This is a genomic window from Variovorax sp. HW608 (assembly GCF_900090195.1).
Lineage (GTDB): Bacteria > Pseudomonadota > Gammaproteobacteria > Burkholderiales > Burkholderiaceae_C > Variovorax.
This window is the reverse complement of sequence record NZ_LT607803.1, coordinates 5,997,453-6,021,950: the sequence shown is the minus strand read 5'-3', so window position 1 is coordinate 6,021,950 and position 24,498 is coordinate 5,997,453. Positions and strand designations below refer to the sequence as shown.

The 24,498-nt window shown below is 68.3% G+C and carries 29 protein-coding genes; 22 read left to right on the top strand and 7 right to left on the bottom strand.

What is annotated here, in order from left to right; all coding sequences use genetic code 11:
* Nucleotide 1 precedes the first annotated feature (1 nt).
* From VAR608DRAFT_RS28470 to VAR608DRAFT_RS28455, 4 genes are all read left to right on the top strand, one after another.
* Complete coding sequence (locus VAR608DRAFT_RS28470) at nt 2–1,363, top strand: cache domain-containing protein (RefSeq protein WP_088957128.1); 1,362 nt, start codon at nt 2–4, stop codon at nt 1,361–1,363.
* Complete coding sequence (locus tag VAR608DRAFT_RS28465; protein ID WP_088957127.1) at nt 1,360–1,989, top strand: response regulator transcription factor; 630 nt, start codon at nt 1,360–1,362, stop codon at nt 1,987–1,989. Before VAR608DRAFT_RS28470 ends, VAR608DRAFT_RS28465 begins: the two co-directional genes overlap by 4 nt.
* A 106-nt stretch (nt 1,990–2,095) precedes the next feature.
* Entirely contained in the window at nt 2,096–4,165 is a 2,070-nt protein-coding gene (locus VAR608DRAFT_RS28460; RefSeq protein ID WP_088957126.1) for a carbon starvation CstA family protein, read from the top strand.
* A complete protein-coding gene (locus tag VAR608DRAFT_RS28455; RefSeq protein ID WP_088957125.1) occupies nt 4,162–4,377 on the top strand; it encodes a YbdD/YjiX family protein in 216 nt (71 codons plus the stop codon). The genes VAR608DRAFT_RS28460 and VAR608DRAFT_RS28455 overlap by 4 nt, the downstream gene beginning before the upstream one ends.
* Nucleotides 4,378–4,393: 16 nt before the next feature.
* Here the strand turns inward: VAR608DRAFT_RS28455 and VAR608DRAFT_RS28450 are convergent, their stop codons facing one another.
* The 4 genes from VAR608DRAFT_RS28450 to ygfZ all read right to left on the bottom strand — a co-directional run bounded on the left by VAR608DRAFT_RS28450 (nt 4,394) and on the right by ygfZ (nt 6,525).
* On the bottom strand, nt 4,394–4,723 hold the full coding sequence (locus tag VAR608DRAFT_RS28450) for a CcdB family protein (RefSeq protein ID WP_088957124.1): 330 nt from the start codon (nt 4,721–4,723) through the stop codon (nt 4,394–4,396).
* Between the two features lie 9 nt (nt 4,724–4,732).
* Entirely contained in the window at nt 4,733–4,996 is a 264-nt protein-coding gene (locus VAR608DRAFT_RS28445; protein WP_088957123.1) for a type II toxin-antitoxin system Phd/YefM family antitoxin, read from the bottom strand.
* 89 nt (nt 4,997–5,085) lie between these two features.
* Complete coding sequence (locus VAR608DRAFT_RS28440; protein WP_088957122.1) at nt 5,086–5,601, bottom strand: DUF1697 domain-containing protein; 516 nt, start codon at nt 5,599–5,601, stop codon at nt 5,086–5,088.
* On the bottom strand, nt 5,602–6,525 hold the full coding sequence (gene ygfZ, locus VAR608DRAFT_RS28435) for a CAF17-like 4Fe-4S cluster assembly/insertion protein YgfZ (RefSeq protein WP_088957121.1): 924 nt from the start codon (nt 6,523–6,525) through the stop codon (nt 5,602–5,604).
* A gap of 85 nt (nt 6,526–6,610) precedes the next feature.
* Between ygfZ and mltG the strand changes: the two genes are divergently transcribed.
* The 18 genes from mltG to VAR608DRAFT_RS28345 all read left to right on the top strand — a co-directional run bounded on the left by mltG (nt 6,611) and on the right by VAR608DRAFT_RS28345 (nt 22,008).
* A complete protein-coding gene (gene mltG / locus VAR608DRAFT_RS28430) occupies nt 6,611–7,636 on the top strand; it encodes an endolytic transglycosylase MltG (RefSeq protein ID WP_088959021.1) in 1,026 nt (341 codons plus the stop codon).
* Nucleotides 7,633–8,283, top strand: a complete 651-nt coding sequence (tmk, locus tag VAR608DRAFT_RS28425; RefSeq protein WP_088957120.1) for a dTMP kinase — start codon at nt 7,633–7,635, stop codon at nt 8,281–8,283. Before mltG ends, tmk begins: the two co-directional genes overlap by 4 nt.
* Complete coding sequence (locus tag VAR608DRAFT_RS28420) at nt 8,280–9,299, top strand: DNA polymerase III subunit delta' (RefSeq protein ID WP_088957119.1); 1,020 nt, start codon at nt 8,280–8,282, stop codon at nt 9,297–9,299. Before tmk ends, VAR608DRAFT_RS28420 begins: the two co-directional genes overlap by 4 nt.
* On the top strand, nt 9,296–9,670 hold the full coding sequence (locus VAR608DRAFT_RS28415; RefSeq protein ID WP_088957118.1) for a PilZ domain-containing protein: 375 nt from the start codon (nt 9,296–9,298) through the stop codon (nt 9,668–9,670). Before VAR608DRAFT_RS28420 ends, VAR608DRAFT_RS28415 begins: the two co-directional genes overlap by 4 nt.
* A gap of 69 nt (nt 9,671–9,739) precedes the next feature.
* Nucleotides 9,740–10,546, top strand: coding sequence for a TatD family hydrolase (locus VAR608DRAFT_RS28410; RefSeq protein ID WP_088957117.1), 807 nt, complete (start codon nt 9,740–9,742; stop codon nt 10,544–10,546).
* Entirely contained in the window at nt 10,543–11,211 is a 669-nt protein-coding gene (locus VAR608DRAFT_RS28405) for an ankyrin repeat domain-containing protein (protein WP_088957116.1), read from the top strand. Before VAR608DRAFT_RS28410 ends, VAR608DRAFT_RS28405 begins: the two co-directional genes overlap by 4 nt.
* 76 nt (nt 11,212–11,287) lie before the next feature.
* A complete protein-coding gene (locus tag VAR608DRAFT_RS28400; RefSeq protein ID WP_088957115.1) occupies nt 11,288–12,745 on the top strand; it encodes an NCS1 family nucleobase:cation symporter-1 in 1,458 nt (485 codons plus the stop codon).
* Between the two features lie 11 nt (nt 12,746–12,756).
* Nucleotides 12,757–13,986: a SorA family sulfite dehydrogenase catalytic subunit gene (sorA, locus tag VAR608DRAFT_RS28395; protein WP_088957114.1), complete on the top strand. Its 1,230-nt coding sequence runs from the start codon at nt 12,757–12,759 to the stop codon at nt 13,984–13,986.
* 13 nt (nt 13,987–13,999) lie between these two features.
* Nucleotides 14,000–14,335 (top strand): SorB family sulfite dehydrogenase c-type cytochrome subunit, encoded by a 336-nt coding sequence (gene sorB / locus VAR608DRAFT_RS28390; protein WP_088957113.1) that lies wholly within the window; start codon nt 14,000–14,002, stop codon nt 14,333–14,335.
* Between the two features lie 77 nt (nt 14,336–14,412).
* Complete coding sequence (locus VAR608DRAFT_RS28385) at nt 14,413–14,769, top strand: hypothetical protein (RefSeq protein ID WP_157731145.1); 357 nt, start codon at nt 14,413–14,415, stop codon at nt 14,767–14,769.
* 121 nt (nt 14,770–14,890) lie between these two features.
* Complete coding sequence (locus VAR608DRAFT_RS28380) at nt 14,891–16,375, top strand: hypothetical protein (RefSeq protein WP_231972993.1); 1,485 nt, start codon at nt 14,891–14,893, stop codon at nt 16,373–16,375.
* Nucleotides 16,376–16,442: 67 nt separating this feature from the next.
* Nucleotides 16,443–17,051: an RNA polymerase sigma factor gene (locus VAR608DRAFT_RS28375; RefSeq protein WP_088957111.1), complete on the top strand. Its 609-nt coding sequence runs from the start codon at nt 16,443–16,445 to the stop codon at nt 17,049–17,051.
* A complete protein-coding gene (locus VAR608DRAFT_RS28370) occupies nt 17,048–17,716 on the top strand; it encodes a zf-HC2 domain-containing protein (protein ID WP_157731144.1) in 669 nt (222 codons plus the stop codon). The genes VAR608DRAFT_RS28375 and VAR608DRAFT_RS28370 overlap by 4 nt, the downstream gene beginning before the upstream one ends.
* Nucleotides 17,713–18,954 carry a S8 family serine peptidase gene (locus VAR608DRAFT_RS37285; RefSeq protein ID WP_157731143.1) on the top strand — a complete coding sequence of 414 codons (1,242 nt, stop codon included), beginning with the start codon at nt 17,713–17,715 and terminating at the stop codon, nt 18,952–18,954. Before VAR608DRAFT_RS28370 ends, VAR608DRAFT_RS37285 begins: the two co-directional genes overlap by 4 nt.
* 1 nt (nt 18,955) lies before the next feature.
* Nucleotides 18,956–19,654 carry a TorF family putative porin gene (locus tag VAR608DRAFT_RS28360; RefSeq protein ID WP_088957108.1) on the top strand — a complete coding sequence of 233 codons (699 nt, stop codon included), beginning with the start codon at nt 18,956–18,958 and terminating at the stop codon, nt 19,652–19,654.
* 69 nt (nt 19,655–19,723) lie between these two features.
* Entirely contained in the window at nt 19,724–20,884 is a 1,161-nt protein-coding gene (locus tag VAR608DRAFT_RS28355; RefSeq protein WP_088957107.1) for a TIGR03118 family protein, read from the top strand.
* Between the two features lie 64 nt (nt 20,885–20,948).
* The gene (locus VAR608DRAFT_RS37700; protein ID WP_197700425.1) at nt 20,949–21,446 is read left to right on the top strand and encodes a tetratricopeptide repeat protein; all 498 of its coding nucleotides are present in this window, start codon (nt 20,949–20,951) and stop codon (nt 21,444–21,446) included.
* A gap of 4 nt (nt 21,447–21,450) precedes the next feature.
* On the top strand, nt 21,451–22,008 hold the full coding sequence (locus tag VAR608DRAFT_RS28345; RefSeq protein WP_157731142.1) for an SRPBCC family protein: 558 nt from the start codon (nt 21,451–21,453) through the stop codon (nt 22,006–22,008).
* A gap of 33 nt (nt 22,009–22,041) precedes the next feature.
* Here the strand turns inward: VAR608DRAFT_RS28345 and rbsD are convergent, their stop codons facing one another.
* Genes rbsD through VAR608DRAFT_RS28330 form a run of 3 tightly spaced genes read right to left on the bottom strand, consistent with a single transcriptional unit; the run spans nt 22,042 to nt 24,490 of the window.
* Nucleotides 22,042–22,434, bottom strand: a complete 393-nt coding sequence (gene rbsD / locus VAR608DRAFT_RS28340) for a D-ribose pyranase (protein ID WP_088957104.1) — start codon at nt 22,432–22,434, stop codon at nt 22,042–22,044.
* Nucleotides 22,431–23,393, bottom strand: coding sequence for a ribokinase (rbsK, locus tag VAR608DRAFT_RS28335; RefSeq protein ID WP_269458502.1), 963 nt, complete (start codon nt 23,391–23,393; stop codon nt 22,431–22,433). The genes rbsD and rbsK overlap by 4 nt, the downstream gene beginning before the upstream one ends.
* A complete protein-coding gene (locus VAR608DRAFT_RS28330) occupies nt 23,390–24,490 on the bottom strand; it encodes a LacI family DNA-binding transcriptional regulator (RefSeq protein WP_088957103.1) in 1,101 nt (366 codons plus the stop codon). Before VAR608DRAFT_RS28330 ends, rbsK begins: the two co-directional genes overlap by 4 nt.
* Between the last annotated feature and the right edge of the window lie 8 nt (nt 24,491–24,498).

The window sequence follows — 24,498 nt, the reverse complement described above, 5'->3', positions numbered from 1 at the left end:
CATGAATCTCCGCACGAAGATCGTCACGCTCGCCATCGTGCCGCTGCTGACGGCGCTGGTGCTGGTCGCCTTCGCGGTGCGCCACCAGGAGCGCGACCTGGCGCAGCGCGAACGCCTCCTGGCCCAACAGACCTACATGGCCCAGCGGCGCAGCGAGCTGCGCAGCTACGTCGATCTCGCGGTCAGCGTGGTGCGGCCGCTCTACGACACCGGCAAGGACGACGAGGCGGTGCGCGCCGAGGCGCTGCGCCTCCTGGCCGCGCTGGACTACGGCGACGACGGCTACTTCTTCGTCTACGACCTCGAAGGAAGGTCGCTGATGCATTCGCGGCAGCCCGAGCTGGTCGGCCAAAGGCTCTGGGAACTGCGCGATTCGGCGGGCCGGCCCACGATCCAGCAGTTGATCGCGCAGGCGCGCAACGGCGGCGGCTATGTCGAGTACGAATGGCGCAAGCCGTCCAACCAGCAGATGGCGCCCAAGCTCGGCTACGTGACGATCCTGCCGCGATGGAACTGGATGCTCGGCACCGGCCTGTACCTCGACGACATCGACACGGCGATGCACCGCCTCGACCAGCAGATGAGCACCAACCTCACCACCACGATGCTGTGGATCGTCGGCATCGCGGCCTTGGGTATCGCGGTCGTGAGCGCGACCGGGCTGCTGCTGAACCTGAGCGAGCACCGCGTGGCCGAAAGCAAGCTGCGGCAGCTCGCGCGGCAGGTGGTGCGATCGCAGGAGGACGAGCGCGCCCATCTTGCACGCGAGCTGCACGACGGCACCAGCCAGACGCTGGTGTCCGCCAAGCTCTTGATCGAGTCGGCGGTGGATGCGCTGGAGCGCGGGCGGCAGGCCGTGCCCGCCGCGCTGGCGAAGGCGCTGCAGCGGCTCAACGAATCGCTCGCGGAGGTGCGCGGCATCTCGCACCGCCTGCGGCCGGCGCTGCTCGACACGCTGGGCCTGCCGGCCGCGCTCGAACGGCTCGGCGTCGAGTTCGGGGACGAGGGGCCGATCGAGGCCGCGGTGTCCATCCACGGCACGCCGCGCGAGCTGCCGCAGGACGTGAAGACCGCGCTGTTCCGCGTCGCGCAGGAGGCATTGACCAACGTGCGCAAGCATTCGCATGCCGCGAAGGTCGAGATCGCGCTCGCGTTCGAGGCCCGGCACGTCCGCCTCGACATCACCGACGACGGGCGCGGCTTCGACGAAGAAGCGGTGCAGGCCGACCCCCGCAGCGGCATCGGCCTGCGCAACATGCGTGAGCGCGTCGCCGCGATCGGCGGGCGGCTCGATGTGCTCTCGGGCGACGCGGGCACGACGATCCTGGCCGAGGTGGCGCTCGACGGGCCGGAGGCCGTATGAGGAATCACGACACCATCCGCCTGTTCCTGGTGGACGACCACCCGCTGGTGCGCGACGGGCTGCGGGCGCGCCTTTCATCGCTGCCGGAGATCGAGATCGTCGGCGAGGCCGACGGCGCCGCCGAGGCGCTGCCGCTGATCGAGGCGTTGAAGCCCGACCTGGTGCTGACCGACGTCGGCATGAAGGACATCAATGGCATCGAACTTGCTGCCCGGCTTCAGGAGCGGGAGCCGCAGGTCCGCGTGGTCATGCTCAGCATGTACGACAACCCCGAATACGTGCAGCAGGCGCTCCAGGCCGGTGCGCGCGGCTATGTGCTCAAGGACGCGCCGGCGAGCGAGATCGTCGCCGCGATCGATGCGGTGGCGGCGGGCGGCACCTTCCTGAGCCCGGCGGTGTCGAAGCGGCTCTTCCGCAACCAGACGCCGCGGCCGCTCCTGACGCCGCGCGAGAGCGAGATCCTGTCGGCACTCGGGCGCGGCGCGTCGAGCAAGGAGATCGCGCTCGAACTGGGCCTGAGCGTGCGCACCGTCGAGGCGCACCGGCAGAGCATCAAGCGCCGCCTCGGCATCGAGGGGCAGGCCGAACTGATCAAGTACGCGGTCGAGCACGCCAGGAAGCTTTGAGGGTTATCCCTTAGGTGGTCCCGCGCGGGGCGCTTGCGCGGTGCAACCGATGCGCCCAAAGCAACCTCTGGCGACACTCTCGGAAACAGCTTCAGGAGACATCCGCATGCACACCCTTCGCCGCCACCTGGTGTGGCTCGTCGTCGCCATCGTCGGCGCTTTTGCGCTCGGAACGGTGGCACTTTCGCGCGGCGAGTCCATCAACGCGCTATGGATCGTGGTCGCAGCCATCTGCACCTATCTCATCGCCTACCGCTACTACAGCCTCTTCATCGCCGAGCGCGTGCTCGGCCTCGACGCGAGCCGCATGACGCCGGCCCACCGCCACAACGACGGCCTGGACTACGTGCCGACCGACAAGAAGGTGCTGTTCGGCCACCACTTCGCGGCCATCGCCGGCGCGGGCCCGCTGGTCGGGCCGGTGCTCGCGGCGCAGATGGGCTACCTGCCCGGGCTGCTGTGGATCCTGGCCGGCGTGGTGTTCGCCGGTGCGGTGCAGGACTTCATCATTCTCTTCATCTCGACGCGGCGCGACGGCCGCTCGCTCGGCGACCTGATCAAGCAGGAGATGGGCACCGTGCCCGGCATGATCGCGCTGTTCGGCACCTTCATGATCATGATCATCATCCTCGCGGTGCTGGCGCTGATCGTGGTCAAGGCGCTCGCCGAATCGCCCTGGGGCACCTTCACCGTCGCGGCGACGATTCCGGTCGCGATCTTCATGGGCGTGTACCTGCGCTACATCCGCCCGGGGCGCATCGGCGAGATCTCCATCATCGGCTTCGCGCTGCTGATGCTCTCGATCTTCGGCGGCCAGGTCGTGAGCCAGAACCCCGAGTGGGCCCCGTTGTTCACCTTCGACGGCAAGGCGCTCACCTGGATGCTGATCGCCTACGGCTTCATCGCCGCCAGCTTGCCGGTGTGGCTGCTGCTCGCCCCGCGCGACTATCTGTCGACCTTCCTGAAGATCGGCACAATCATCGCGCTGGCGATCGGCATCGTCTTCGTCGCGCCGAGCCTGCAGATGCCGGCACTCACGCAGTTCGCGCAGGGCAACGGTCCGGTGTGGTCGGGCAGCCTGTTCCCGTTCCTCTTCATCACCATCGCCTGCGGCGCGGTGTCCGGCTTCCATGCGCTGATCTCTTCCGGCACCACGCCGAAGATGCTCGACAACGAACGCCACGCGCGCTTCATCGGCTATGGCGGCATGCTGGCCGAATCCTTCGTCGCGGTGATGGCGCTGGTCGCGGCCGCGGTCATCGAGCCCGGCGTGTACTTCGCGATGAACAGCCCGGCCGCGCTGGTCGGCACCACGCCCGACGCGGTCGCGCAGGCGATCTCGGGCTGGGGCTTCTCGATCACGCCCGACGTGCTGCTGCAGACCGCCAGGAACGTCGGCGAGACGACCATCCTCGGCCGTGCGGGCGGTGCGCCGACCTTGGCGGTGGGCATGGCCCACATCCTTCACCAGGTCGTGGGCGGGCAGGCCATGATGGCCTTCTGGTACCACTTCGCGATCCTGTTCGAGGCGCTCTTCATCCTGACGGCGGTGGACGCCGGCACCCGCGCCGGCCGCTTCATGCTGCAGGACCTGCTGGGCAGCTTCGTGCCGGCGCTCAAGCGCACCGACCTGGCGGTCTCCAACCTGATCGCGACCTGCCTCTGCGTCGCGGCCTGGGGTTACTTCCTCTACCAGGGCGTGGTCGATCCGCTCGGCGGCATCAACACGTTGTGGCCGCTCTTCGGCATCTCCAACCAGATGCTCGCCGCCGTGGCGCTGATGCTCGGCGTGGTGGTGCTGTACCGCATGAAGCGCGAGCGCTATGCGTGGGTCGCGATTGCGCCGGCCGCCTGGCTGCTGGTGTGCACCTTGACTGCCGGCTGGCAGAAGATCTTCTCGCCGGATCCGAAGGTCGGCTTCCTGTCGCACGCGGCCAAGTACGCGGACGGCCTGGCGCAGGGCGTGCTGATCGCGCCGGCCAAGACGCCGGAAGCCATGGCGCGCATCGTCTTCAACGACCGCCTCGACGCGGCGCTGTGCGGGCTCTTCATCTTCGTGGTGGTGAGCGTGCTGGTCTACAGCGTCAAGAGCTGCCTGGCGGCACGAGCGGCCCACCAGCCGACGGCGCGCGAGACGCCTTTCGAGCCGATGCCGGTGTCGGCCGCAGCATCATGAGAACCGCGGGCGCCAGCCTCTCCGAATCCGGGCGCTACCTGGCGCGCTCGGTGGTGCAGTCGCTGCGCCTGATGGTCGGCCTGCCCGACTACGACGCCTACCTGAGCCACATGGCACGCACCCATCCCGATCAGACGCCGATGAGCTACGAGGCGTTCTTCAGGGAGCGGCTGGAAGCGCGCTACGGCAGCGGGAAGGGGCGTTGCTGCTGAATCGGCAGCGGTTGCTTCATCCCCACGAGCGAGTCAGCAGCTCGTCCATGGCATCGGTGATCTGCTGACCATGTTCTGCCAGGGATCCGACGCAAGGGCCCAGGTCGTCCATGGCAACCGAGACCGTGTCGAGCGGATGCAGCACGTGGTCCGAACCGTCGAGCACAAAGATAGGATTCATGCGGGTACCGGCGACTTGCACTCCCGCCGGCAATGCGCTGCGCAGGACCAGCGGAACCACCACGCGACGGCGGTAGCGGTCGAACTGCGCCGATTGGACCACCACGACGAAGGGGATGCTGGCACTTTGCCTGCCCTTGTTGCGATGGACATCGAACTGCGGCACGTCTTCGGTCTACAGCGTGGAATGCTCGTCAGCGAAAGAGCCCAGTTCGCCTTCGACCACGTTCCATGCTTCGGCGCAGGCAACGGCCCATTCCCGAGGGCCCCGACCTTCGTCAGGCGCGCCACGCGCGCGCCGGAGCGTTTCCATCTCCTTCGGAGAAATCAAGTAGGCAGCGGGGCGCCCGTGGCGCGTGATGACGATGGGCTCACGTTGGGCACTGTCGAGCAATTGCCCGAACCGGTTCTGAGCCTCCACTGACGATACCTTCATCATGATGATTTTCAGAAGTAGCCAACCTGGACAGTTTACGCGATGGCTTTCCGAGTGCCAGGCCGCGAATACCGGCCAGTTGGGAGCTGCGTTCAAGCCGCCGCGCACTTCCTCACCGTCTCCCACGTCCTCGTGGTCACCCCCGTGCCGAAGGTCTTTTCGATCAGCGCCATGAAGACCGGCCCGCGTGGACCCGGTACATAGGCCGAGAGGATCTCTCGGCCGCGCATCGCGAGGATCTGCGCGCCGTCGCTTTCCATCGGCAGCGAGAGCGCCTTGCCGTGCGCCGAACGCAGAAAGGTCACCACCCGCTTGGCGTTCGAGGGCAAGCTGAACGCGGCGTAAGGATCGGCTTCGAGTAGCTCGCGCAGCGCATTCACCGGGCGAACGATGGTGTGGAAACTCCGGTCGAGGTGCTCCGTCATCGCCGCCTCGGCCTTGCGTTCGAGCGTCGCCTCCGACGAAGCGCGTGCATCGAACACCACGTTGCCGCTCGACAGCACCGTCTTCACGTTGCTGAATCCGGCGCTTTCGAAGCAGCGCCTGAGCTCCGGCATCTTCGCGTTCATCGGACTCACGCCGCGAAGCAATGCGACGTAGCGCGGCATTCAGATGTCTTCCAGCAGCGCGTAGGGCAGGGGTTCGACCGTGAGCGAAGGCCCGTCCGCAGCACGGGCATGCAGGCCGCCCGCTTCGATCGCCGCGATCTGGATCGAGATCAATCCGGCCCAGCCGCCGCCGGGCGCGGGAGCGGCCTGCGCGACCAGCCCGACCGGCTGTTCCGGATCGCCCGCGGCGAACACTTCCTGCCCGGCCGCGATCTCGTCGCTCGCCTGGACGAGGTAGGTGCGCCGCTTCAGCGTGCCTCGGAACTGGCTGCGCGCCACCACTTCCTGGCCCGGATAGCAGCCCTTCTTGAAGTTCACGCCGCCGACCGATTCGTAGTTGATCATCTGCGGCACGAAAGCCTCGACCACCCGCGAGCTCAGCGTCACGATGCCGCTGCGCACCTCGCTCCACTGCCAGAGCGCAGGATCGAGCGCGGGGCCTTCAGGGGTGCTGCTGCCGGCCGGCGCAATCCAGAGCGCACGCGGCACGCCGTCGGACGGGTAGAGCGTCACGGCATGCGCGTCGCCCACCGCGATGGACCGCCTGGGCAGCGAAGCCGGGTCGACGTCGTTGGCCGCCAGCGCCGTGCCCGCCAGGCCATAGAGCACGAACTCATCGCTCGCATCGCCGAGCTTGGCCTTGGCGCGCAGCACGTACATCGACAGCCGCTTGAGCGTCGCGGCCAGGATGTCACGGCTGCAGACGAGCAGGATCCGGTCCGGCTGCGGCCTGATGCCGATGAAGCTCGCGATCGCCCGCCCCTTGGCGGTGCACAGGGCCGCGAGCCGGGCCTCGGCGGCATCGAGCAACGCGAAATCCTGGGTCAGCTGGCCGTGCAGGAAACTGGCGGCGTCCGGGCCTTCGGCCCGGATGACACCGAGGTGGGAGAGGGCGGTCACGCCATTCAGAACGACTGAGGTCATCGCTGAATTATCATGGCCGGACCCGATCCGTTCGATCGGCGGGGCTTCCGCCGCTTCTCACCCTTTGCTCCCTTCGCCGGATTCCGTGCGCCGCTTCTTCCTCACGATCTTTCTGCTGGCCGCCCTGGCCGTTCTCGGCCTCGGCGCTGCGGGTCTCTGGTGGGTCAACCAGCCGCTGCGGCTCCCGGCGCCCAGCGTCGACCTGTCGATCGAGCCGGGCACCACGCCGCGCGGCATCGCCCAGGCCGTTGCCGACACCGGCGTGGACGTGCCGCCGCAATTGCTCTACTGGTGGTTCCGCTTCTCGGGCCAGGACCGGCAGATGCGCGCCGGCAGCTACGAAATGGAACGCGGGATCACGCCGCGCACGCTGCTCGCCGTGCTGGTGCGCGGCGAGGAGGCCACGCGCAGTGTGGTTCTGGTGGAAGGCTGGAACTTCCGGCAGATGCGTGCCGCGCTCGCGAAGGCCGATCAGCTCAAGCCCGACACCATCGGCCTGAGCGATGAGGAGCTGATGGCCAGGCTCGGCCGGCCGGGCCAGCATCCGGAAGGCCGCTTCTTCCCGGACACCTACACCTACTCGAAAGGCTCGACCGACTTCAAGCTGTTCCAGCGCGCCATGCGGGCGATGGACAAGAAGCTCGAAGCCGCCTGGGCCGCCCGGTCGTCCGACATCGCGCTCAAGACGCCCGACGAGGCGCTGATCCTTGCCAGCATTGTCGAAAAGGAGACAGGCAAGGCCCAGGATCGCGCGGAGATCTCCGCCGTCTTCCACAACCGCCTGCGCATCGGCATGCCCTTGCAGACCGACCCGACCGTGATCTACGGCCTGGGCCAGCGTTACGAGGGCAACCTGCGCAAGAAGGACCTGCAGACCGACACCCCCTGGAACACCTACACGCGCAACGGCCTGCCGCCCACGCCGATCGCGATGCCCGGCAAGGCGGCGCTGCTGGCCGCCGTGCAGCCGGCGCAGAGCAAGTCGCTGTATTTCGTTTCGCGCGGCGACGGCACGAGTCAATTCAGCAGCTCGCTCGACGAGCACAACCGGGCGGTGAACCGCTACCAGCGCGGCGGCACCACCGATCCGAACCAGCGGAGCGGTCAATGAAGGGGCTTTTTCTCACGCTCGAAGGCATCGACGGTGCCGGCAAGTCGAGCCACATCGATGCGCTCGAAGCGCTGTTCAAGGCGCAGGGCCGCCAGGTCACGCGCACGCGCGAACCCGGCGGAACGCCGCTGGCCGAAACCCTGCGCGGCCTGATCCTCGAGCAGCCGATGGATGCGCTGACGGAATCGCTGCTGGTCTTCGCGGCCCGGCGCGACCATGTGGTGCGCGTCATCGAACCGGCGCTGGCGCGCGGCGACATCGTGCTGTGCGACCGCTTCACCGATGCGACCTTCGCCTATCAGGGGGCAGGGCGCGGCTTCGATCCGGCCGTGCTCCGGACGCTCGAAACCTGGGTGCAGGCGAATCCCTCCGGTGGGCTCCTGCAGCCGGACATCACGATCTGGTTCGACCTCGCGCCGGAGATTGCCGCCGAACGGCTCGCCGGTGCGCGCGTGCCGGACAAGTTCGAATCGCAGCCGGTCGAGTTCTTCAGACGCGTCGCCGCGGGTTATGCCGCCCGCGCCAAGGACGCGCCACGCTTTGTCCGAATCGACGCCGACCAGTCGCGCGAAGCCGTGTGGCAGCAGATCGAAGCGGCTCTGGCCGAGCGCGGCCTCGTGGCATCGCAGAGCGGAGGTGCGCCGTGAATGCCGACACGCGCTCGCCGTGGCTGCGCAAGCCGCTCGCCGAGCTGCTGCGCCAGCGTGGCCACGCATGGCTGCTGCAAGGTCCTTCCGGACTGGGCCAGTACGAGCTGGGCCTGGCGCTGGCCGCCGCCTGGCTCTGCGAGCAGCCCGAAGAGGCCAAGAAGGAGGGCGCTTGCGGGCACTGCCCCAGTTGCCACGCCATCCAGGTCCGCACGCATGCGGACCTTTGCGTGCTCATGCCCGAAGTCGCGATGCAGGAACTCGGATGGCCGCTCGACGAGAAAGCACAGGCCGACATCGACGACAAGAAGCGCAAGCCGAGCCGCGAAATCCGCGTCGAGGCGATGCGCGATGCCGTCGGGTTCGCCCAACGCACCAGTGCGCGCGGCTTAGGCAAGGTGGTGCTTGTCTATCCGGCCGAGCGCATGAACACCATCACCGCGAACGCGCTGCTCAAGACGCTGGAAGAACCCGTTGGCGACGTGCGTTTCGTGCTCGCCAGCGAAGCCGCATGGCAGCTGCCGCCCACGATCCGCAGCCGCTGCCTCGGCTTCACCTTGCCATGGCCAGAGCCCGATGAAGCCCGTGACTGGCTGGTCGGGCAGGGCGTTCCGGCCGCCGATGCCGCCGCCCTGCTGCGCGCCGCCGGCGGTCGCCCCAGCGATGCGCTGCGCCTGGCGGCCCAGGGCCAGTCGCCCAAGGCCTGGGGACTGCTGCCCAAGGCGATGGTGCGCGGCGATGTCGGCGCGCTGGCCGATCACGCGCCGGCGCAGGCCATCGATGCGCTGCAGAAGCTTTGCCATGACCTGATGGCCGCCGACAGCGGCGCAAAGCCGCGCTTCTTCGACATCGCCGACCTGCCACCGGCGCCTTCCAGAGGCGCGCTGGCGCGCTGGTCGAGGTCGCTCGCGAATGCGGCAAAAACCGCAGAACATCCGTTCAATGCGGGCCTCATGCTCGAAGCGCTTGTGAGCGAAGCGCGAACCACCCTAAACTCGGCACGCCGCCGCCCATGAACACACCTGCAGCCTCCACCCCGTCCGCCCCCGTCCGGCCCAGCGTGATCCAGCTGGCCATCAAGGAAAAAGGGGCGCTCTATGCAGCCTACATTCCGTTGTTCGCCGAGGGTGGCATCTTCATCCCGACCTCGCGCGAGTACCGTCTCGGCGACGACGTCTACGTGCTGCTGACGCTGCCGGACGATCCGCAGCGCTACCCGATCGCCGGCAAGGTCGCCTGGATCACGCCGTCGCGTGCCGCCGGCAACCGGGCGCCCGGCGTCGGCATCCGCTTTCCGTCCGATGAGAAGTCGCGCCAGCTCAAGGCGCGCATCGAGGAGGCGCTCGGCGGCACCATGGCTTCCGACCGGCCGACCCAGACCATCTGATCCGAATCCCGTCCTCCAGGGACGCGGACCGCAAGCGGCGCCACTGCGCCCAGCTCACTCCATTCCGCGATGTTCACCGACTCCCACTGCCACCTGACCTTTCCCGAGTTCGCGGACCAGATGCGCGAGGTCCGGGCCGCGATGGCCGCTGCCCAGGTCGACCGGGCGCTCTGCATCTGCACGACGCTGGAGGAATTCGACGACGTGCAGGCGCTCGCGGCCGGTTATGACAACTTCTGGGCCTCGGTAGGCGTCCATCCGGACAGTGAAGACGTGCTGGAGCCGACGGTGGAAGACCTGGTGCGCCGTTCGGCCCGGCCGAAGGTCATCGCCATCGGCGAAACCGGGCTCGACTACTACCAGATGGAAGAGCGCAAGGGCGGCCGGAGCGTCGCCGACCTCGAATGGCAGCGCGAGCGCTTTCGCGTGCACATCCGCGCTGCGCAGCAGACGCGCAAGCCGCTCGTCATCCACACCCGCGAAGCCTCGGCCGACACGCTGGCCATTCTCAAGGAGGAGGGCGAAGACGGCGGCCCGATGGCGGCGGGCGGCGTCTTCCACTGCTTCACGGAGACGGCGCAAGTGGCCCGCGCGGCGCTCGATCTGGGCTTCTACATTTCCTTCTCGGGCATCCTGACCTTCAAGAAGGCGCAGGACCTGCGCGATGTGGCGGCCTTCGTGCCGCTCGACCGGATGCTGATCGAGACCGACAGCCCTTATCTCGCCCCGGTGCCGTACCGCGGGAAGACCAACAACCCCTCGTACGTTCCTTTCGTGGCGCAGCAGATCGCGCAGCTTCGAAACCTGCCGGTCGAAGCGATCGGCAAGGCGACCAGCGACAACTTCGATCGACTGTTCAGGCAGGCGAAATCATGAAAAACTACTTTAAAAAACTCGTATATCTCATTGTTTTTGCAGCAAATTTTGCGGCACATGCAGATTCGTTCGACGACTTCTTCCGGGCCGTGCGCGCGGACAATGCCAGCGGCGTCAAGAACCTGCTGAATCGCGGTTTCGACCCCAACACGCGGGACGCGCAGGGTCAGACCGGCCTCTTGATCGCGTTGCGGGAGCCATCGCCGAAGGTGATCCAGGTCCTGCTCGACTCGCCCAAGACCGATGTCGAGGCCCGCAACCCGAAGGATGAAAGCCCGCTGATGCTGGCCGCCATCAAGGGCCAGCAGGACATCGTGACCAAGCTGATCGAACGCGACGCCGACATCAACAAGCCAGGCTGGACGCCGCTGCACTACGCCGCGACCAACGGCCATGTGGCGATCATGAAGCAACTGCTCGACAAGGATGCGTTCATCGACGCGCAGTCGCCCAACGGCACCACGCCGCTGATGATGGCGGCGATGTACGGCTCGGCAGCGGCGGTGAAGCTGCTGCTCGACGAAGGCGCGGATCCGCTGATGAAGAACCAGCTCGGCATGACCGCGGCCGATTTCGCGCAGAAGGCCAACCGGACGGACGCGCTCCAGATGATCGGCGAGGCCGTGCGGCTCAAGGCCAGGAGGCCTGCGGACGGCAAGTGGTGAACCGAGGGAACTAACGGTCTCCCCAAGATGGTGCGGGCGTGCTACTGTGCGCCGAGATAGCCATGAGGAGACCGCCATGGAAATCCGTAATCCTTCCCCTGGCCTCTACAACGAAGATCTGGCGCCGGCGCGGGAGCGCCGATGGGGCCCCTTCAGCATCTTCAACGTCTGGACTTCGGACGTGCACAGCCTCTGGGGCTACTACCTCGCGGCCAGCCTGTTCCTGCTGTGCGGCAGCTTCGTCAATTTCCTGCTGGCCATCGGGCTCGGCTCGCTGGTGATCTTTGCGCTGATGAACCTGATCGGCTATGCCGGCGAGAAGACCGGCGTGCCCTATCCGGTGCTGGCGCGCGCCTCCTTCGGCGTCTGGGGCGCCAACCTCGCTGCCATGGTGCGCGCGATCGTGGCCTGCTTCTGGTACGGCGCACAGACCGCCGCAGCGGCGAGCGCGGTGGTCGCGCTCTTGATCCGCAACGACGGCATGCTGCAGTTCCACCAGGGCGTGCACGTCCTCGGCCACTCGGCGCTGGAGGTGATCTGCTACGTGGTGGTCTGGGCGCTCCAGCTGCTGATCATCCAGAAGGGCATGGAGACGGTCCGCCGGTTCCAGGACTGGGCGGGCCCGGCGGTCTGGATCGCGATGCTGATCCTGGCGGTCGGCCTGTGCGTCAAGGCCGGCGGCTTCTCCTTCGAGCACGGCATCCCGATGGACCAGCTGCTCGAAAAGACCAAGGATGCCGGCGTTTCCGGCGAGCCCGGCTCCTTCTGGGCCTTGATGGCCGTCGGCGCCACCTGGATCACCTACTTCGCGGCGCTCTACCTCAACTTCTGCGACTTCTCGCGCTTTGCGAAGAACAAGCAGGCCGTGCGCACGGGCAACCTGTGGGGCCTGCCGATCAACCTGATCGCCTTTTCGCTGGTCGCCGGCGTCACCACCATCGCGGCCTTCAAGGTGTACGGCGAGGTGCTCCTGCATCCCGAGCAGATCTCGGCCAAGTTCGACAGCTGGGCGCTCGCCCTCATCGCCGCGATCACTTTCGCGGTCGCCACGCTGGGCATCAACGTCGTGGCCAACTTCGTGTCTGCCGCGTTCGACATCTCGAACACCTTTCCGAAGATGATCAGCTTCAAGCGCGGTGGCGTGATCGCCGCGTTGATCGCGCTCGTGCTCTATCCCTTCGCGCCTTGGGAGGGCAATGCGGCCCATTTCGTGAACGCGATCGGCGCCACGATGGGCCCGTTGCTGGGCGTGATCCTGGTGGACTACTACATCGTGGCCAAGAGCAACATCAACGTGGCGGCGCTCTACCAGGAGCATGGCGAGTACCGCTATGAAGGCGGCTGGAATGTCAATGCGCTGGTGGCGACCGGGGTCGGCAGCCTGTTCTCCACCATCCTGCCGAACTTCACGAACCTGCTGCCGGCCTGGTGGAACATCTATGGCTGGTTCATCGGCGTGGCGGTGGGCGGCAGCGTGTACCTCGTGATGGCCACGCTGCGCCCACGCGCGACGGCGACGCCTGCGCACGCTTGAAGGAGGGAAGCATGACCACCCCCATCAGCCGGCTTCGCCGCCGGCTCGTCGCAGGCGGCACGGGCGCCGTCGCCACCCTCGGGCTGGGTCCGCTCGGCCGGGCCGCGCTCGCGCAGGCCGCGACCGTCGAGATGCCGTTCGTCAACGGCAGGCGCACCCTGGTGGCCTACCCCGAAAAGCGGCCGCTGATCGTGCTGACCTCGCGTCCGCCGCAACTGGAAACGCCGTTCGAGGTTTTCAACGACGGGCTCCTGACGCCGAATGACGCGTTCTTCGTGCGCTACCACAACGCCGGCATTCCGACCTCGATCGATGGCGACAGGCACGTGATCAAGATCGGCGGCAATGCGGTCGGCAAGCCCTTCGAGCTCACGGTGGCCGAGTTGCGCGCACAGTTCAAGCCGATCGAGTACGTGGCCGTCAACCAGTGTTCCGGCAACGGCCGCGGGCTGTTCGACCCACGGGTCACCGGCGGTCAGCTGGGCAACGGCGCGATGGGCAATGCGCGCTGGGTCGGCGTCGCCCTCAAGGACGTCCTGGCGCGCGCTGAACCGAAGAACAGCGCCCGGCAGGTCACCTTCGACGGCCTGGACATGGCGCTCTTCGGCGGCGGCGACTTCGTCAAGGCCCTCGACGTCAACCATGCGATGGATGGCGAAGTGATGCTCGCCTGGCAGATGAACGGTGCCGACATCCCGATGCTCAACGGCTACCCGGTGAAGCTCATCGTGCCGGGCTACTACGGCACCTACTGGGTCAAGCACCTGTCCGAGATCCAGGTCATCGACAGCGTCTTCGACGGCTTCTGGATGAAGCCGGCCTACCGCGTGCCCGACAACGACTGCGCCTGCGTGGAGCCCGGCACCACGCCGGCGGCGACCCGGCCGATCGGCCGCTTCAATGTGCGCTCGTTCATCACTTCGCTGGCCGACGGTGCGCGCGTGCGGGCCGGCCAGCCCCTCGTCGTGCGCGGCATCGCGTTCGACGGCGGGCAGGGCATCCGCGAAGTCGCCTGCTCGAACGACGACGGACAAAGCTGGCGCAATGCCAGGCTCGGCAACGACATGGGGCGCTATTCGTTCCGGGAATTCACCTTCGGCTTCACGCCAAGGAAGGGGACCCATGTGCTGCGCGTGAGGGCCTGGAACCGATCCGGCCAAAGCCAGCCCATGGAAGCGCTCTGGCAGCCGGCGGGCTACATGCGCAATGTGGTCGAAAGCGTCAGGGTGCTGGCCGTCTGAGGAGGGGCCCGACATGAATTGCAGACCTTCCATTGCCGCGATCGCTTCCGCGCTGGCCCTGGGCATCGGGGCGGGTGCCTCTGCCGCCGAGAGAACGATCACCTTGCCGCCGGACGGCGTGCAGCTCAAGGCGAGCACGCTGCCCGGCTACGAGAAGGCACAGGCCAACTGCGTGACCTGCCATTCGGCGGAATACATGCTCTACCAGCCCCCCACCGCGCCGCGCCCCTATTGGGAGGCCATGGTCAAGCGCATGAAGCAGGTCTTCAACGCCCCGATCAACGAGGAGGACATGCCGCTGATCGTCGACTACCTCGTGAAGACCTACGGCAACGAGCAGCCGAAGTAGCGAAGCCGCGGCATTGAACCGTTCGCCCGCGTCCGGGAATGAACCGTCATGGGCGGCAAGCGCAAGAGGACGAGACCATGACCCGCGGCGCGGTCGTCGCCGCGGTGCTCGTCGTGCTTGCGACGACGATGCCCGCCCAGGCCCGCACCGAGCCGATGGGCGGCGGTCCGTCCCATCGGGGAGTGACGCGCCAGGCGGTCGGCAGCACCGCGCCGACCGGTGAAGGGGCGCAAGGGGCTGCGACGCAGGCTGCGGCAGCCCCCGGGGCCATCTACTCCCCCTTTTCGGATGCACCCGGGTTCACCAACCCGAGAGCCACCACAGCCCCGCCTCCGGACGCCGGCCGCACGGGCCCGGGCCTCATGGTCGCGGTGGCGCTCGCCGGTGTCACCCTCTGCGGGTGGGTTCTTCTTCGCGCCTTGCGTGGCCGCTGAGTCGGGTCGGCTTCCGCCCGGCCGATGCCATGGGTATTGAACCGATCGCCCGATTCCGGGGATGAACCGTTCCGGCCGGCAAGCGCCGTCCGGGCCAACGTCCGTCTCCCTGGAGGTCACCATGGATGTCTCACCGCGATCGCCCGTTCATGCGCATCGGCGCACCCGCCTTGCCAGCGCCTGCCTCGTCGTCGCCTGCAGCTGCGGCCTGTGGAGTGTCGCGGCGAGGGCGGCGCCCCACGAGCCGTCGAACCAGCCGCCGCCGCCTTGCCATCCGAATCCGCACGCCAGGGCCGACGGCGAAGCCGTCCTGCAGCGCGGCGACGTCCGGCATCTGCCGGGGCCCCTGAAGGAGCGCCTGGAGGTGCTGGCCGAGCGCCCGCATTCGACGCTGCCCACGCAGGCCTACGCCGAGGCCGACCAGCCGAGCCAGCTGTTCCAGTACTACCTGGTGGACAGCACCGGCTTCGAACCGAATCCGTTCACGAAGCGCTTTCCGGGCGTGAACGACCAGGTGATGCTGACCGCCACGGGCTTCGACTGCGGCCTGTCCACGGTCGGCGCGGTGCGGCTGGTGCTCGAGCCCAAGCCGGAGCTGCCGACCGATCCGAACGATGTTCGCGCCTTCATCGACATCTTCACCGACTTGTCCGGGCTGTTCGTCATCAACAACGAAAGCGGCTGGTACGAGGGCTGGATGATCCACGACCTGCGCGTCGCCCCGGTGGCTCCGGCGGCTTCCGGCAGGCCGGTGTTCGGAACGATCACGCCGGAGGACGCCGCGGCGCTGCAGGCGATGGGCAGCGGCCACAACCTGCCGGGCCAGTTCTTCACGATGGATGGCCGCGATGCGCACTTCCCGGGCGCCGACGACCAGTTTCCGTCGCGGCAGACCAACGTCGTGCCGATCCAGCTGAGCATGGGGGCCTACAACTGCCTGCAGCAGTCGGACTGCCATTCCTACTGGGAATTCAACTACACGACGAACTGGATCCATCCGCTGTACGAGCTGCCGTTCACCGGCGGCATTCCGGGCACCTTCGAGGCCGGGCAGATCGGCGCGCTGTCGTCCCTCATTCCGGGGTCCGGGCCCGCCGGCGTGAAGAACGGCCCGGTGACCCACGGCGACAACCCGAACACGATCGGTGCGTTGGCGGGCAGCGGGCCTCGCGACCCCGACAAGTTCGATGGCGACGTCGATGCGCAACGCGAATACCGGATGCGTTTCATTCCGAGCGGCCTGGCGCACGAGATCTATCTGGATGTCTACGAGCGGGTCCGGTCTTTCGAGCCCGGGGTGCCGTTCCCGCAGCGCCTCTTCGACGCTTACGCGATCGAGGTGAAGCGCGTCGACGCCAACGGCGACGGCGTGATTTCGGCCGTGGAAGGCGATGTCGACACCCCCTCCGATGGCTTTGCGGACAACACGCGGCTCTTCCTTCCGGCGACATCCTTCAACCGCTTCGCGGTCACGCGCGAGATCAACGACGGGATGCTGGCGCCACGCTTCGCTCCGAGCCAGCGGGCATGGGTGCTCAGCGGAAGCCTGAAGTCCGTGCAACCCGCAGTGCCCGCGTCCGAAGGCCGCGATGGCGATGACCGGTAGTGAAGCCGCGGTGCCACCCGAACGATGGGAAAAGAGTAATCTCAACGCCCAGTACCCGGAGCCCTCCATGACGAGCTTGCCGCGCGATGCCCTTCGGCCTCCGGCCGAAGGGGCGGCGCTGGCCGAAATCGCCGAGGCACGCCTGGTCGGGCGGACCGCGAACGGCGAGCTGCAGGCATTCGAGCAGCTCTACCGCGCCTACCATCCGCGGCTCACGCGTTTCCTGGACCGGGTGACCAGGCGGCCCGGCCTCGTCGGCGAGTTGCTCAACGACACGATGCTGGTCGTCTGGAACCGGGCCGCCACCTACGACGGCCGAAGCAAGGTCTCGACCTGGATCTTCGCGATCGCCTATCGCAAGGCGCTCAAGGCGCTCAGCCAGCTGGACGAGCCCATGGCCGAGGACGAAGGCCGCGAGGATCAGCCCGCCGCGCCGGAGTCGGGCCCCGAATACCACGCGGCGCAGTCGCAATTGCGCGCGATCCTGGCGCAGGCGATGGACCACCTCTCGTTCGAGCAGCGGGCGGTCGTCCACCTCACCTACTTCCACGGCATCGGCTGCCGCGAGATCAGCGAAATCGTCGGCTGTCCGGTCGACACCGTGAAAACGCGCATGTTCCATGCGCGGCGCAGGCTGAGGACCCTGCTGGAAGGCAAATTGGAGGGATGGCTATGAGCGGGCGTGTGGTCCCCTTCGATACCGGCATCCATCGGAAGGTGCAGTCGATGCTCGCCTGGTATGTCAGCGAGAGTCTCGATGCAGAGGAACGTGCCCGCGTCGAGAACCACCTGGCTGAATGCCCGCGCTGTCGCGCGGAGCTGGCACTCGAGCGCGAGCTGCAGTCGGCGTATTCGGCCGACATCGATACCCCGGGCGATGTCGACCAGGGATTCGCTGCCTTGCGCGCACGCATCGCGGGCAGCGCGCCGCCGCGGCCGAGCGAAGGCTTGCTGGCGCGTCTGCGCGATCGCTGGCTCGAAGGTCCGCGGTGGACGCGCTGGGCCTTGCTGGCCCAGTGCGTCCTGGTCGCGACCCTGGGTGGCCTGCTGATCGCGCAGCAGTCGCCCGAACCGCCGTACCGGGCGCTTGGCGGGCCTGCGGGGCCGCCCGCTTCCGCCAGCGTCGGGCGCCTGATCGTGAGGTTCCGGCCCGAGGCCACCGAGCAGGAGATGCGGCGCGTGCTGCGCACCGCCCAGGCGCGGCTGGTCTATGGACCGACCACCACCGGTGCCTACGTGCTGGCGGTGCCGGTCGACCTCGAGACTGCCGCGGTGGAGCAGCTGCGGCAGGAACAAGCCGTGACGCTCGTCGAAGCGCTCGACGGCCGGATGACGCCATGAAGTGGCTCCGGGTCGCATGCCTGCTCGCGCTGCTCGCGGTGCAGCCGCCGGCGAGCGCCGAGCCGGCCGAACCGACAGGCCCATCGGCAACCGGCGGCCAGCAGGTCCTGCTGTTCCTGCTCCTGCCGCAGGAGCACTACCGGCCCGAGAGCGCCTATTCGGGCGGCTACGGCGACGGCCCCGCGCATGGGGCACGGCGCCGCGTGGCCGCCGCGCTGGCGCGCGAGCATGGGCTGGTGCTGGTCACGGACTGGGCGCTGCCGCTGTTGGGCGTGGACTGCTTCGTCATGAACGTGCCGGGCGACCAGGAACTCGAACGCGTGGCCGAGGCGCTTTCCCGCGACCCGCGCGTCGCCTGGGCCCAGCCCATGAACGTCTTTCGGGCACGCGGCCATGACGATCCGATGTTCACGCTGCAGCCGGCGGCGCAGGCCTGGCACCTGGAGGACCTGCACGAGATCTCGACCGGCCGCAACGTGCGGGTCGCAGTGATCGACAGCCGCGTCGACGTCCACCATCCCGATCTCGAAGGCCAGGTGGCGTTGAACGAGAACTTCGTCAACGGCCGCGGCGAATTGCCCGAAGACCACGGCACGGCGGTCGCGGGTGTCATCGCTGCGCGCGCCGACAACCGGGTCGGCATCGTCGGCGTGGCGCCCGATGCGCGCTTGCTCGCACTGCGCGCCTGCTGGCAGGAAAGCAGCCAGTCCACCTTGTGCACGAGCCTGAGCCTGGCCATGGCCTTGCACTTCGCTATCACGCACGACGCCGACGTCATCAACCTGAGCCTGAGCGGGCCGCGCGATCGTCTGCTCGACAGGCTGCTGGACGCAGCGCTTTCGCGCAACATCAGCGTGATCGGTGCCTTCGATCGACGCGCCCCGGACGGAGGCTTCCCGGCCTCGCATGCCGGTGTCGTGGCAGTCACCGACGAGTCCCGCGAATCGGCGCTGCCCGGCGTCCTGGTCGCGCCGGGACGCGATGTGCTGGCCAGCCTGCCCGGCGGCCGCTGGAACCTCGTCTCGGGCTCGTCGTTCGCCACCGCCCATGTGGCGGGGCTGTTCGCCCTGATGCGCGAGCGGGCGCCGGCGCACGGAGCGCCGCCCGCGCTCGCCAGCGTCGTCTCTTTTCCCGGCGGAAGTGTCGACGCGTGTGCCACACTCGCACGCGTCGCAGGCAGTGAGACCTGCGTCCGCACCATGACGCGTTCCTCGACATCACCCAACGTTCGTCAGTGACATGCCGACCGCCGGCCTGCGGGTCGTCGCGCTCGGCCCAGTGCTGTGCCTCGCCTGCGGCGTTGCGTTCGCGCAGGCCGGTGGGAGCATCGCGTTCCTGTCGGACTACCGTTACCGCGGCGTGTCGCTGAGCGACGATCGGCCGACCCTTCGCCTGGGCCTCGGCTATGACCACCCAAGCGGCTGGTTCGCCGGTGCATCGCTGGCGGGCGTGTCGCTGGGCCCGTACGCACGAGGCCAGGTGCAGGTGCTCGGCTATGCGGGTTACGCAGGGCGGCTGTCGGATCGCATCGGCTGGGAAGCGGGCGCCACCGGCGTCCACTTCGGCGCCGATTCGTACTACGACTACGGCGAAGTGTTCACGGGGCTGAACGGCGAGCGGTGGAGCATGCGGCTGCACTATTCACCCGACTATTTCGGCAGCGGCGCCCGCACGCTCTACGGCGAATTCAACGTCGGGCTGCCCCTGTCGCCGCTCATTCGCGTGACGGCCCATGCGGGTGCCCTGCAGCGGATCGGCGGCGTCCGCACGGAAGGCAATGAGCCGAGCCTCGACGGCAGCCTGGGGCTGGCCATCGCGCGCGACGCGTGGGAAGTGCGGCTCGAGTGGGTCGGCGGCGACCGCAGCGCCGTCTACCCGACGTTGTACGGGCACGGGTCGCGCGGGGGACTCGTCCTCACTGCCGCCATCAGCTTCTGAAGCCCGCGCCAATGAACCTTGCGGACTCGGCCCGGAATACACCGGGTCCGAGTCCGAAAGGAAACGCAAATGAGCGCCTCTTGCCTGAAGTTGTACGGCCTCGCCTGTGCGAGCGCGATTGTCCTGGCCGCCTGCGGCGGCGGTGGTGGCTATGGAGGCGGCGGGGTCGCCGCCACCGGCTACGGCGGCGCCATCATGCCCATGGGTGGCGGCACTCCGACCGGCAGGAGCTACGTCGCCACCAACCTCGTATCCGACCTCGCAGCCGGGAACAGTCTTTACGCCAACTCGAAGACCGATCCGAATCTCGTCAATGCCTGGGGCGTGGCCTTCAACCCGCAGGCCTTCGTCTGGGTGGCGAACGCCGGGACCTCGAGCTCGACGCTTTACGACGGCAGCGGCACGCCGCAATCGCTCGTGGTCGCGATTCCGCCCGGCAATGCCGGCGCCGCCATGCCGACCGGCATCGTCTTCAATGGCCACCAGGACTTCATGGTGACAAAGGCCGGCGTGTCGGGCGCGAGCGCCTTCATCTTCGCGGGGCGGGCGGGAACCTTGTCCGGCTGGTCGCCCGCTGTCGACGCGACCCACGCGGTCACGGTCTTCGACGGTGGTGGCACCGGCAGGCTCTACACGGGCCTGGCCATTGCGAGCCAGGGCGCGTCGGACATGCTCTACGCGGCAGATTTCCACAACGGGAAGGTCGACATGTTCGATTCCAGCTTCACGCAACGCGCGGCCGCGGTCGGCTTCGCGGATCAGGCATTGCCGGCCGGCTACGCCCCTTACGGCATCCAGACGATCGGCGGCCGGATCTACGTCAGCTACGCCAGGCAGGACTCTTCGGGCCAGAACGCGCAGGCGGGGGCCGGGCAGGGCGCCGTCGACGTCTTCGACACGTCCGGCAACCTTGTCAGCCGGCTCATTCCGCCCGGCAGCGCATTGAACGCCCCGTGGGGCATGGCCATGGCGCCGGCCGACTTCGGGCCCTTCAGCGGCGCATTGCTGGTGGCCAATGCCGGCGACGGTAAGGTCAATGCGTTCAATCCCACGAATGGTGCAATGATGGGGACGCTGTCGATGTCGGATGGAAACCCCGTCGCGATCGACGGACTGCACGGGATTGCGTTCGGAAACGGGCTCAACAACCAGCCCGCCAACACGCTGTTCTTCGCCGCGGGGCCCGGCGGAGGCGCGCATGGCGTCTACGGGCGCATCGACAACCGCTAGGGTCCCATCATCCATGCAGGAGCAACTCACCATGAAACGCTCGCTTGTTGTTTGCATTTCTGCCATGTCGCTCGCCTTCAGCCTGTCCGCCCTGGCCGCCGGCGGTGGGGGAGGAGGAGGAGGAGGAGGTGGTGGTGGCGGAGGAGGGGGAGGGGGCGGAGACGGGGGGAGCCAGGCCTACAACCCGGATCCCGATTTCCAGGCCGGCATGACCGCCGTCAAGAAGCAGGACTGGCAGCAGGTCGTCGCGCACATGACCGTCTACCTGCAGCGCAGCCCTGGCGACGCCGATGCCTGGAACGAACTCGGCCACGCGCACAGGAAGGTGGGGCAGGTCGAGGTCGCGCTGACCGATTACGACAAGGCGCTGAAGATCAATCCGAAGCACAAGGGCGCGCACGAATACCTTGGCGAGGCCTACCTGCAGATGGGGGATCTCGCCCGGGCCGAGCAGGAATTGAAGGTGCTGGAGTCGCTCTGCTTCTTCCCCTGCGAAGAAAAAAGCGACCTGAAATCGGCGATCGCGAAGTACCGCAGCCAGCACGCGAAGGCAGGATCCTGACGCCTTGAAACCGCGTGTCCGCACCGTCCTCATGATGCTCTGCGGGGCGTTGTGCGTCCATGCATCGCCGAGCACGCAGCAGATCGAGGCCGACGGCCACGGCGAATCCATCAGCGTGACGGCGAGCGCCGAGATGCTGGTGGACCCGCACACCGCGTGGAAGGTCATCACCGACTACGACCATCTCGCGGAGTTCATTCCTTCCATGCGCAGCTCGCGCGTGGTGCGGCGCGACGCCGACCGCCTCCTCGTCGAGCAGACCGGCGAGTTCAGCTTCCTGTTCTTCAGGCAGCCGGTGGAGGCGAAGCTTGCGGTCGTCGAGTCCCCCGAACGGTGGGTTGCGGCACGCGCTGTCGGCGGCAACCTGCGGGAGATGGACGGCCGCTACACGCTCGAGAGCCTTCCGTCGGGCGCCGTGCGGCTGAGCTACTCGGGCCGGCTGGTGCCCGACTTCGCGATCCCGCCGGTGATCGGCAAGATGGTCGTGCGCAACCTCGTTGCGAATCAATTCGACGCGATGGTCAGGGAGATCGAGCGCCGCGATGCCCAGAAAGGACCCTGAGCGCCGATCGGCTTGCGCTCGGGCGGCCCGGGCCTAGAAGCGCACGCCGGCCACCAGGATGATGTTGGCGTAGGGCGTGCATTCACCGGTGCGCACGATCGCGCGGGCGGCGGCGCTGCGCTGCTTGAACGCCTCGTGCGTCAGCGTCTGCGGCGTGATCCCCAGGCTGCGCGGAAACCAGAAGGGCAGGCCATCGCCCGGGTCGAGCGCCTCCTGCGCGATGACGAGGTGCTCGACCTCCATCTCCGAGAGGACGGCGTCCAGCACGTCGGTGAGCCGGGGGATGCCGCGTGCCACGGCCAGGTCGATGCGCCGCGGCCCCTCCGGGATGGGCAAGCCCGCGTCGCCGAGCACCAGCATGTCGCCATGCCCGAGCGAGGCGATCACGTGCGAGAGGTCCGAATGCAACAGATGCGTGCGTTTCACAAGGGCCTCCAGTCGGGCGGGCGAGGGCCGCGCAGCACCTCATCGCGATGCGGGATGGACGGCTGTGCGCCGGCACGCTGCACGCACAGTGCCGCGGCGCGGATTCCCGTGCTCAGCGCCGCGTCGAGGTCCGCGCCTTCGGCCAGCGCAGCCGCGAGGGCGCCCAGCAGCGTGTCGCCCGCGGCGGTGCTGTCCACCGGCTGGACGGCCGGCGCAGGGTGATGCCGCGCGCCGGCCTCGTCCACCGCCACTGCGCCCAGCGCGCCCATCGTCACCACGACGCGCCGTGCCCCGCGGGCGCGCAACGCGCGGCCCGCCTGCGCGGCCTCTTGCGGTGCGTCGGCGCGCAGGCCGGACAGGGCCTGGGCCTCAAGCTCGTTGACGACCAGGGTGTCGATGCAGGGCCACCAGCTCTGGGCAAAGTCCTGCACCGGCGATGGATTGAGCATGACCTTGCATCCGGCCTCGCGCGCAGCGGCGATCGCGTGGCCGATCTGTTCCAGCGGCGTTTCGAACTGCAGCACCAGGAACGCGGCATCGCGCAACTGCGCGCCCAGCGCGCCCGGGTCGACCTCCAGACGGGCATTGGCGCCCGGGACCATCACGATGCGGTTCTGGCCGCTGTCCTCGACGAGGATCAGCGCGACGCCGGTCGAGGCGTCCGCCACCGTGCGCACCTGGGCCGTGTCGACGCCTTCACGCGCCAGCGCCTCGCGCAGGGCGGCGCCGTTGGCGTCCTCGCCCACGCAGCCGATCATCTGCACGCGGGCGCCCTGGCGCGCGCAGCTCACGGCCTGGTTGGCGCCCTTGCCGCCGGCGATGGTGCCGATCGAATGGCCCAGCAGCGTCTCGCCCGCGGCGGGCGCGTGCGGCACGCGCATGACCAGGTCCATGTTGATGCTTCCCAGCACCACGATGCGTGGCGGCGCGTCGTGCGCCGCGTCCTGGACGGCAGTCACCGGACACCATCCTTTCTCGGCCTGGCCGTGGCTGCCGCGGCCGCCGCCGCAGGGGCGACCGTGCCCCGCCGGGCCTGGCCGGGGTGCCGCGCGGTCGATGCGCGCACCCGCAGCTCCGGTTGCAGCACGACCTTGCGTGCCTCGTGGCGCCGGTCGCCGATGCGCTCGAGCAGCATGTCGACCGCCAGCGCGCCGATGCGCTCCTTGGGCTGCGCCACCGTGGTCAGCGCGGGGCTGGTGTAGGCGGAAAGCTCGATGTCGTCGAAGCCGACGATCGAGATGTCGTCGGGCACGTGCAGCCCGCTCTCGTGCACGGCGCGCAATGCGCCGATGGCCATCAGGTCGTTGCAGACGAACACCGCCGTGGGCTTGTGCTCGGCGCGGAGGAGGGCGTGCATCGCCTCGTAGCCGCCCTGGCTGGTGAAGCCGCCGCGCCACAGCAGCGCACCGGGATTTCCCGCCGCGACGCTGGCGCCGCCTTCGGCCAGGGCCAGGCGCCAGCCCTCGATCCGCTGCTCGCTGGGCAGCACGCCGGCCGGTCCGCCGATGCAGGCGATCTGGCGGTGGCCCAGCGAAAGAAGATGGCGCACCGCCAGCAGGCCGCCTTGCATGTGCGCGGTCTCCACCAGGTCGCAGGCGGGATCGGCGACTTCGCGGTCCACCAGCACCGCCGGCACGCGCAGGCCGTGCAGCTGGCGCGCCAGCGTGGCGTCGTCCCCGGCGCCGGTGGACACCACGATCAGCCCGTCGATGCGGCGCTCGGCCAGCACCTGGAGATAGACGCGCTGGCGCTGCGGCTCGTCGTCGGTGTTGCACAGCACCAGGGTGTAGCCGGCGGCGAAGCAGCGGTCCTCCACGATGCGCACGATCTCGGCGAAGTAGGGGTTGGAGCTGTTGGGTATCAGCATGCCCAGCGTGGAGCTGGTGTTGCTCTTGAGGCTGCGCGCCATGGCGTTCGGCACGTAGCGCAGGTCGCGGATGGCCTGCTCCACCCGCTCGCGCACCTGGGGGCTGACGTGGCGGGTGGCGTTCAGCACATGCGACACGGTGGTCACGGAGACTCCGGCGTGGAGGGCGACGTCCTTGATGTTGGCCATGGAAGCGA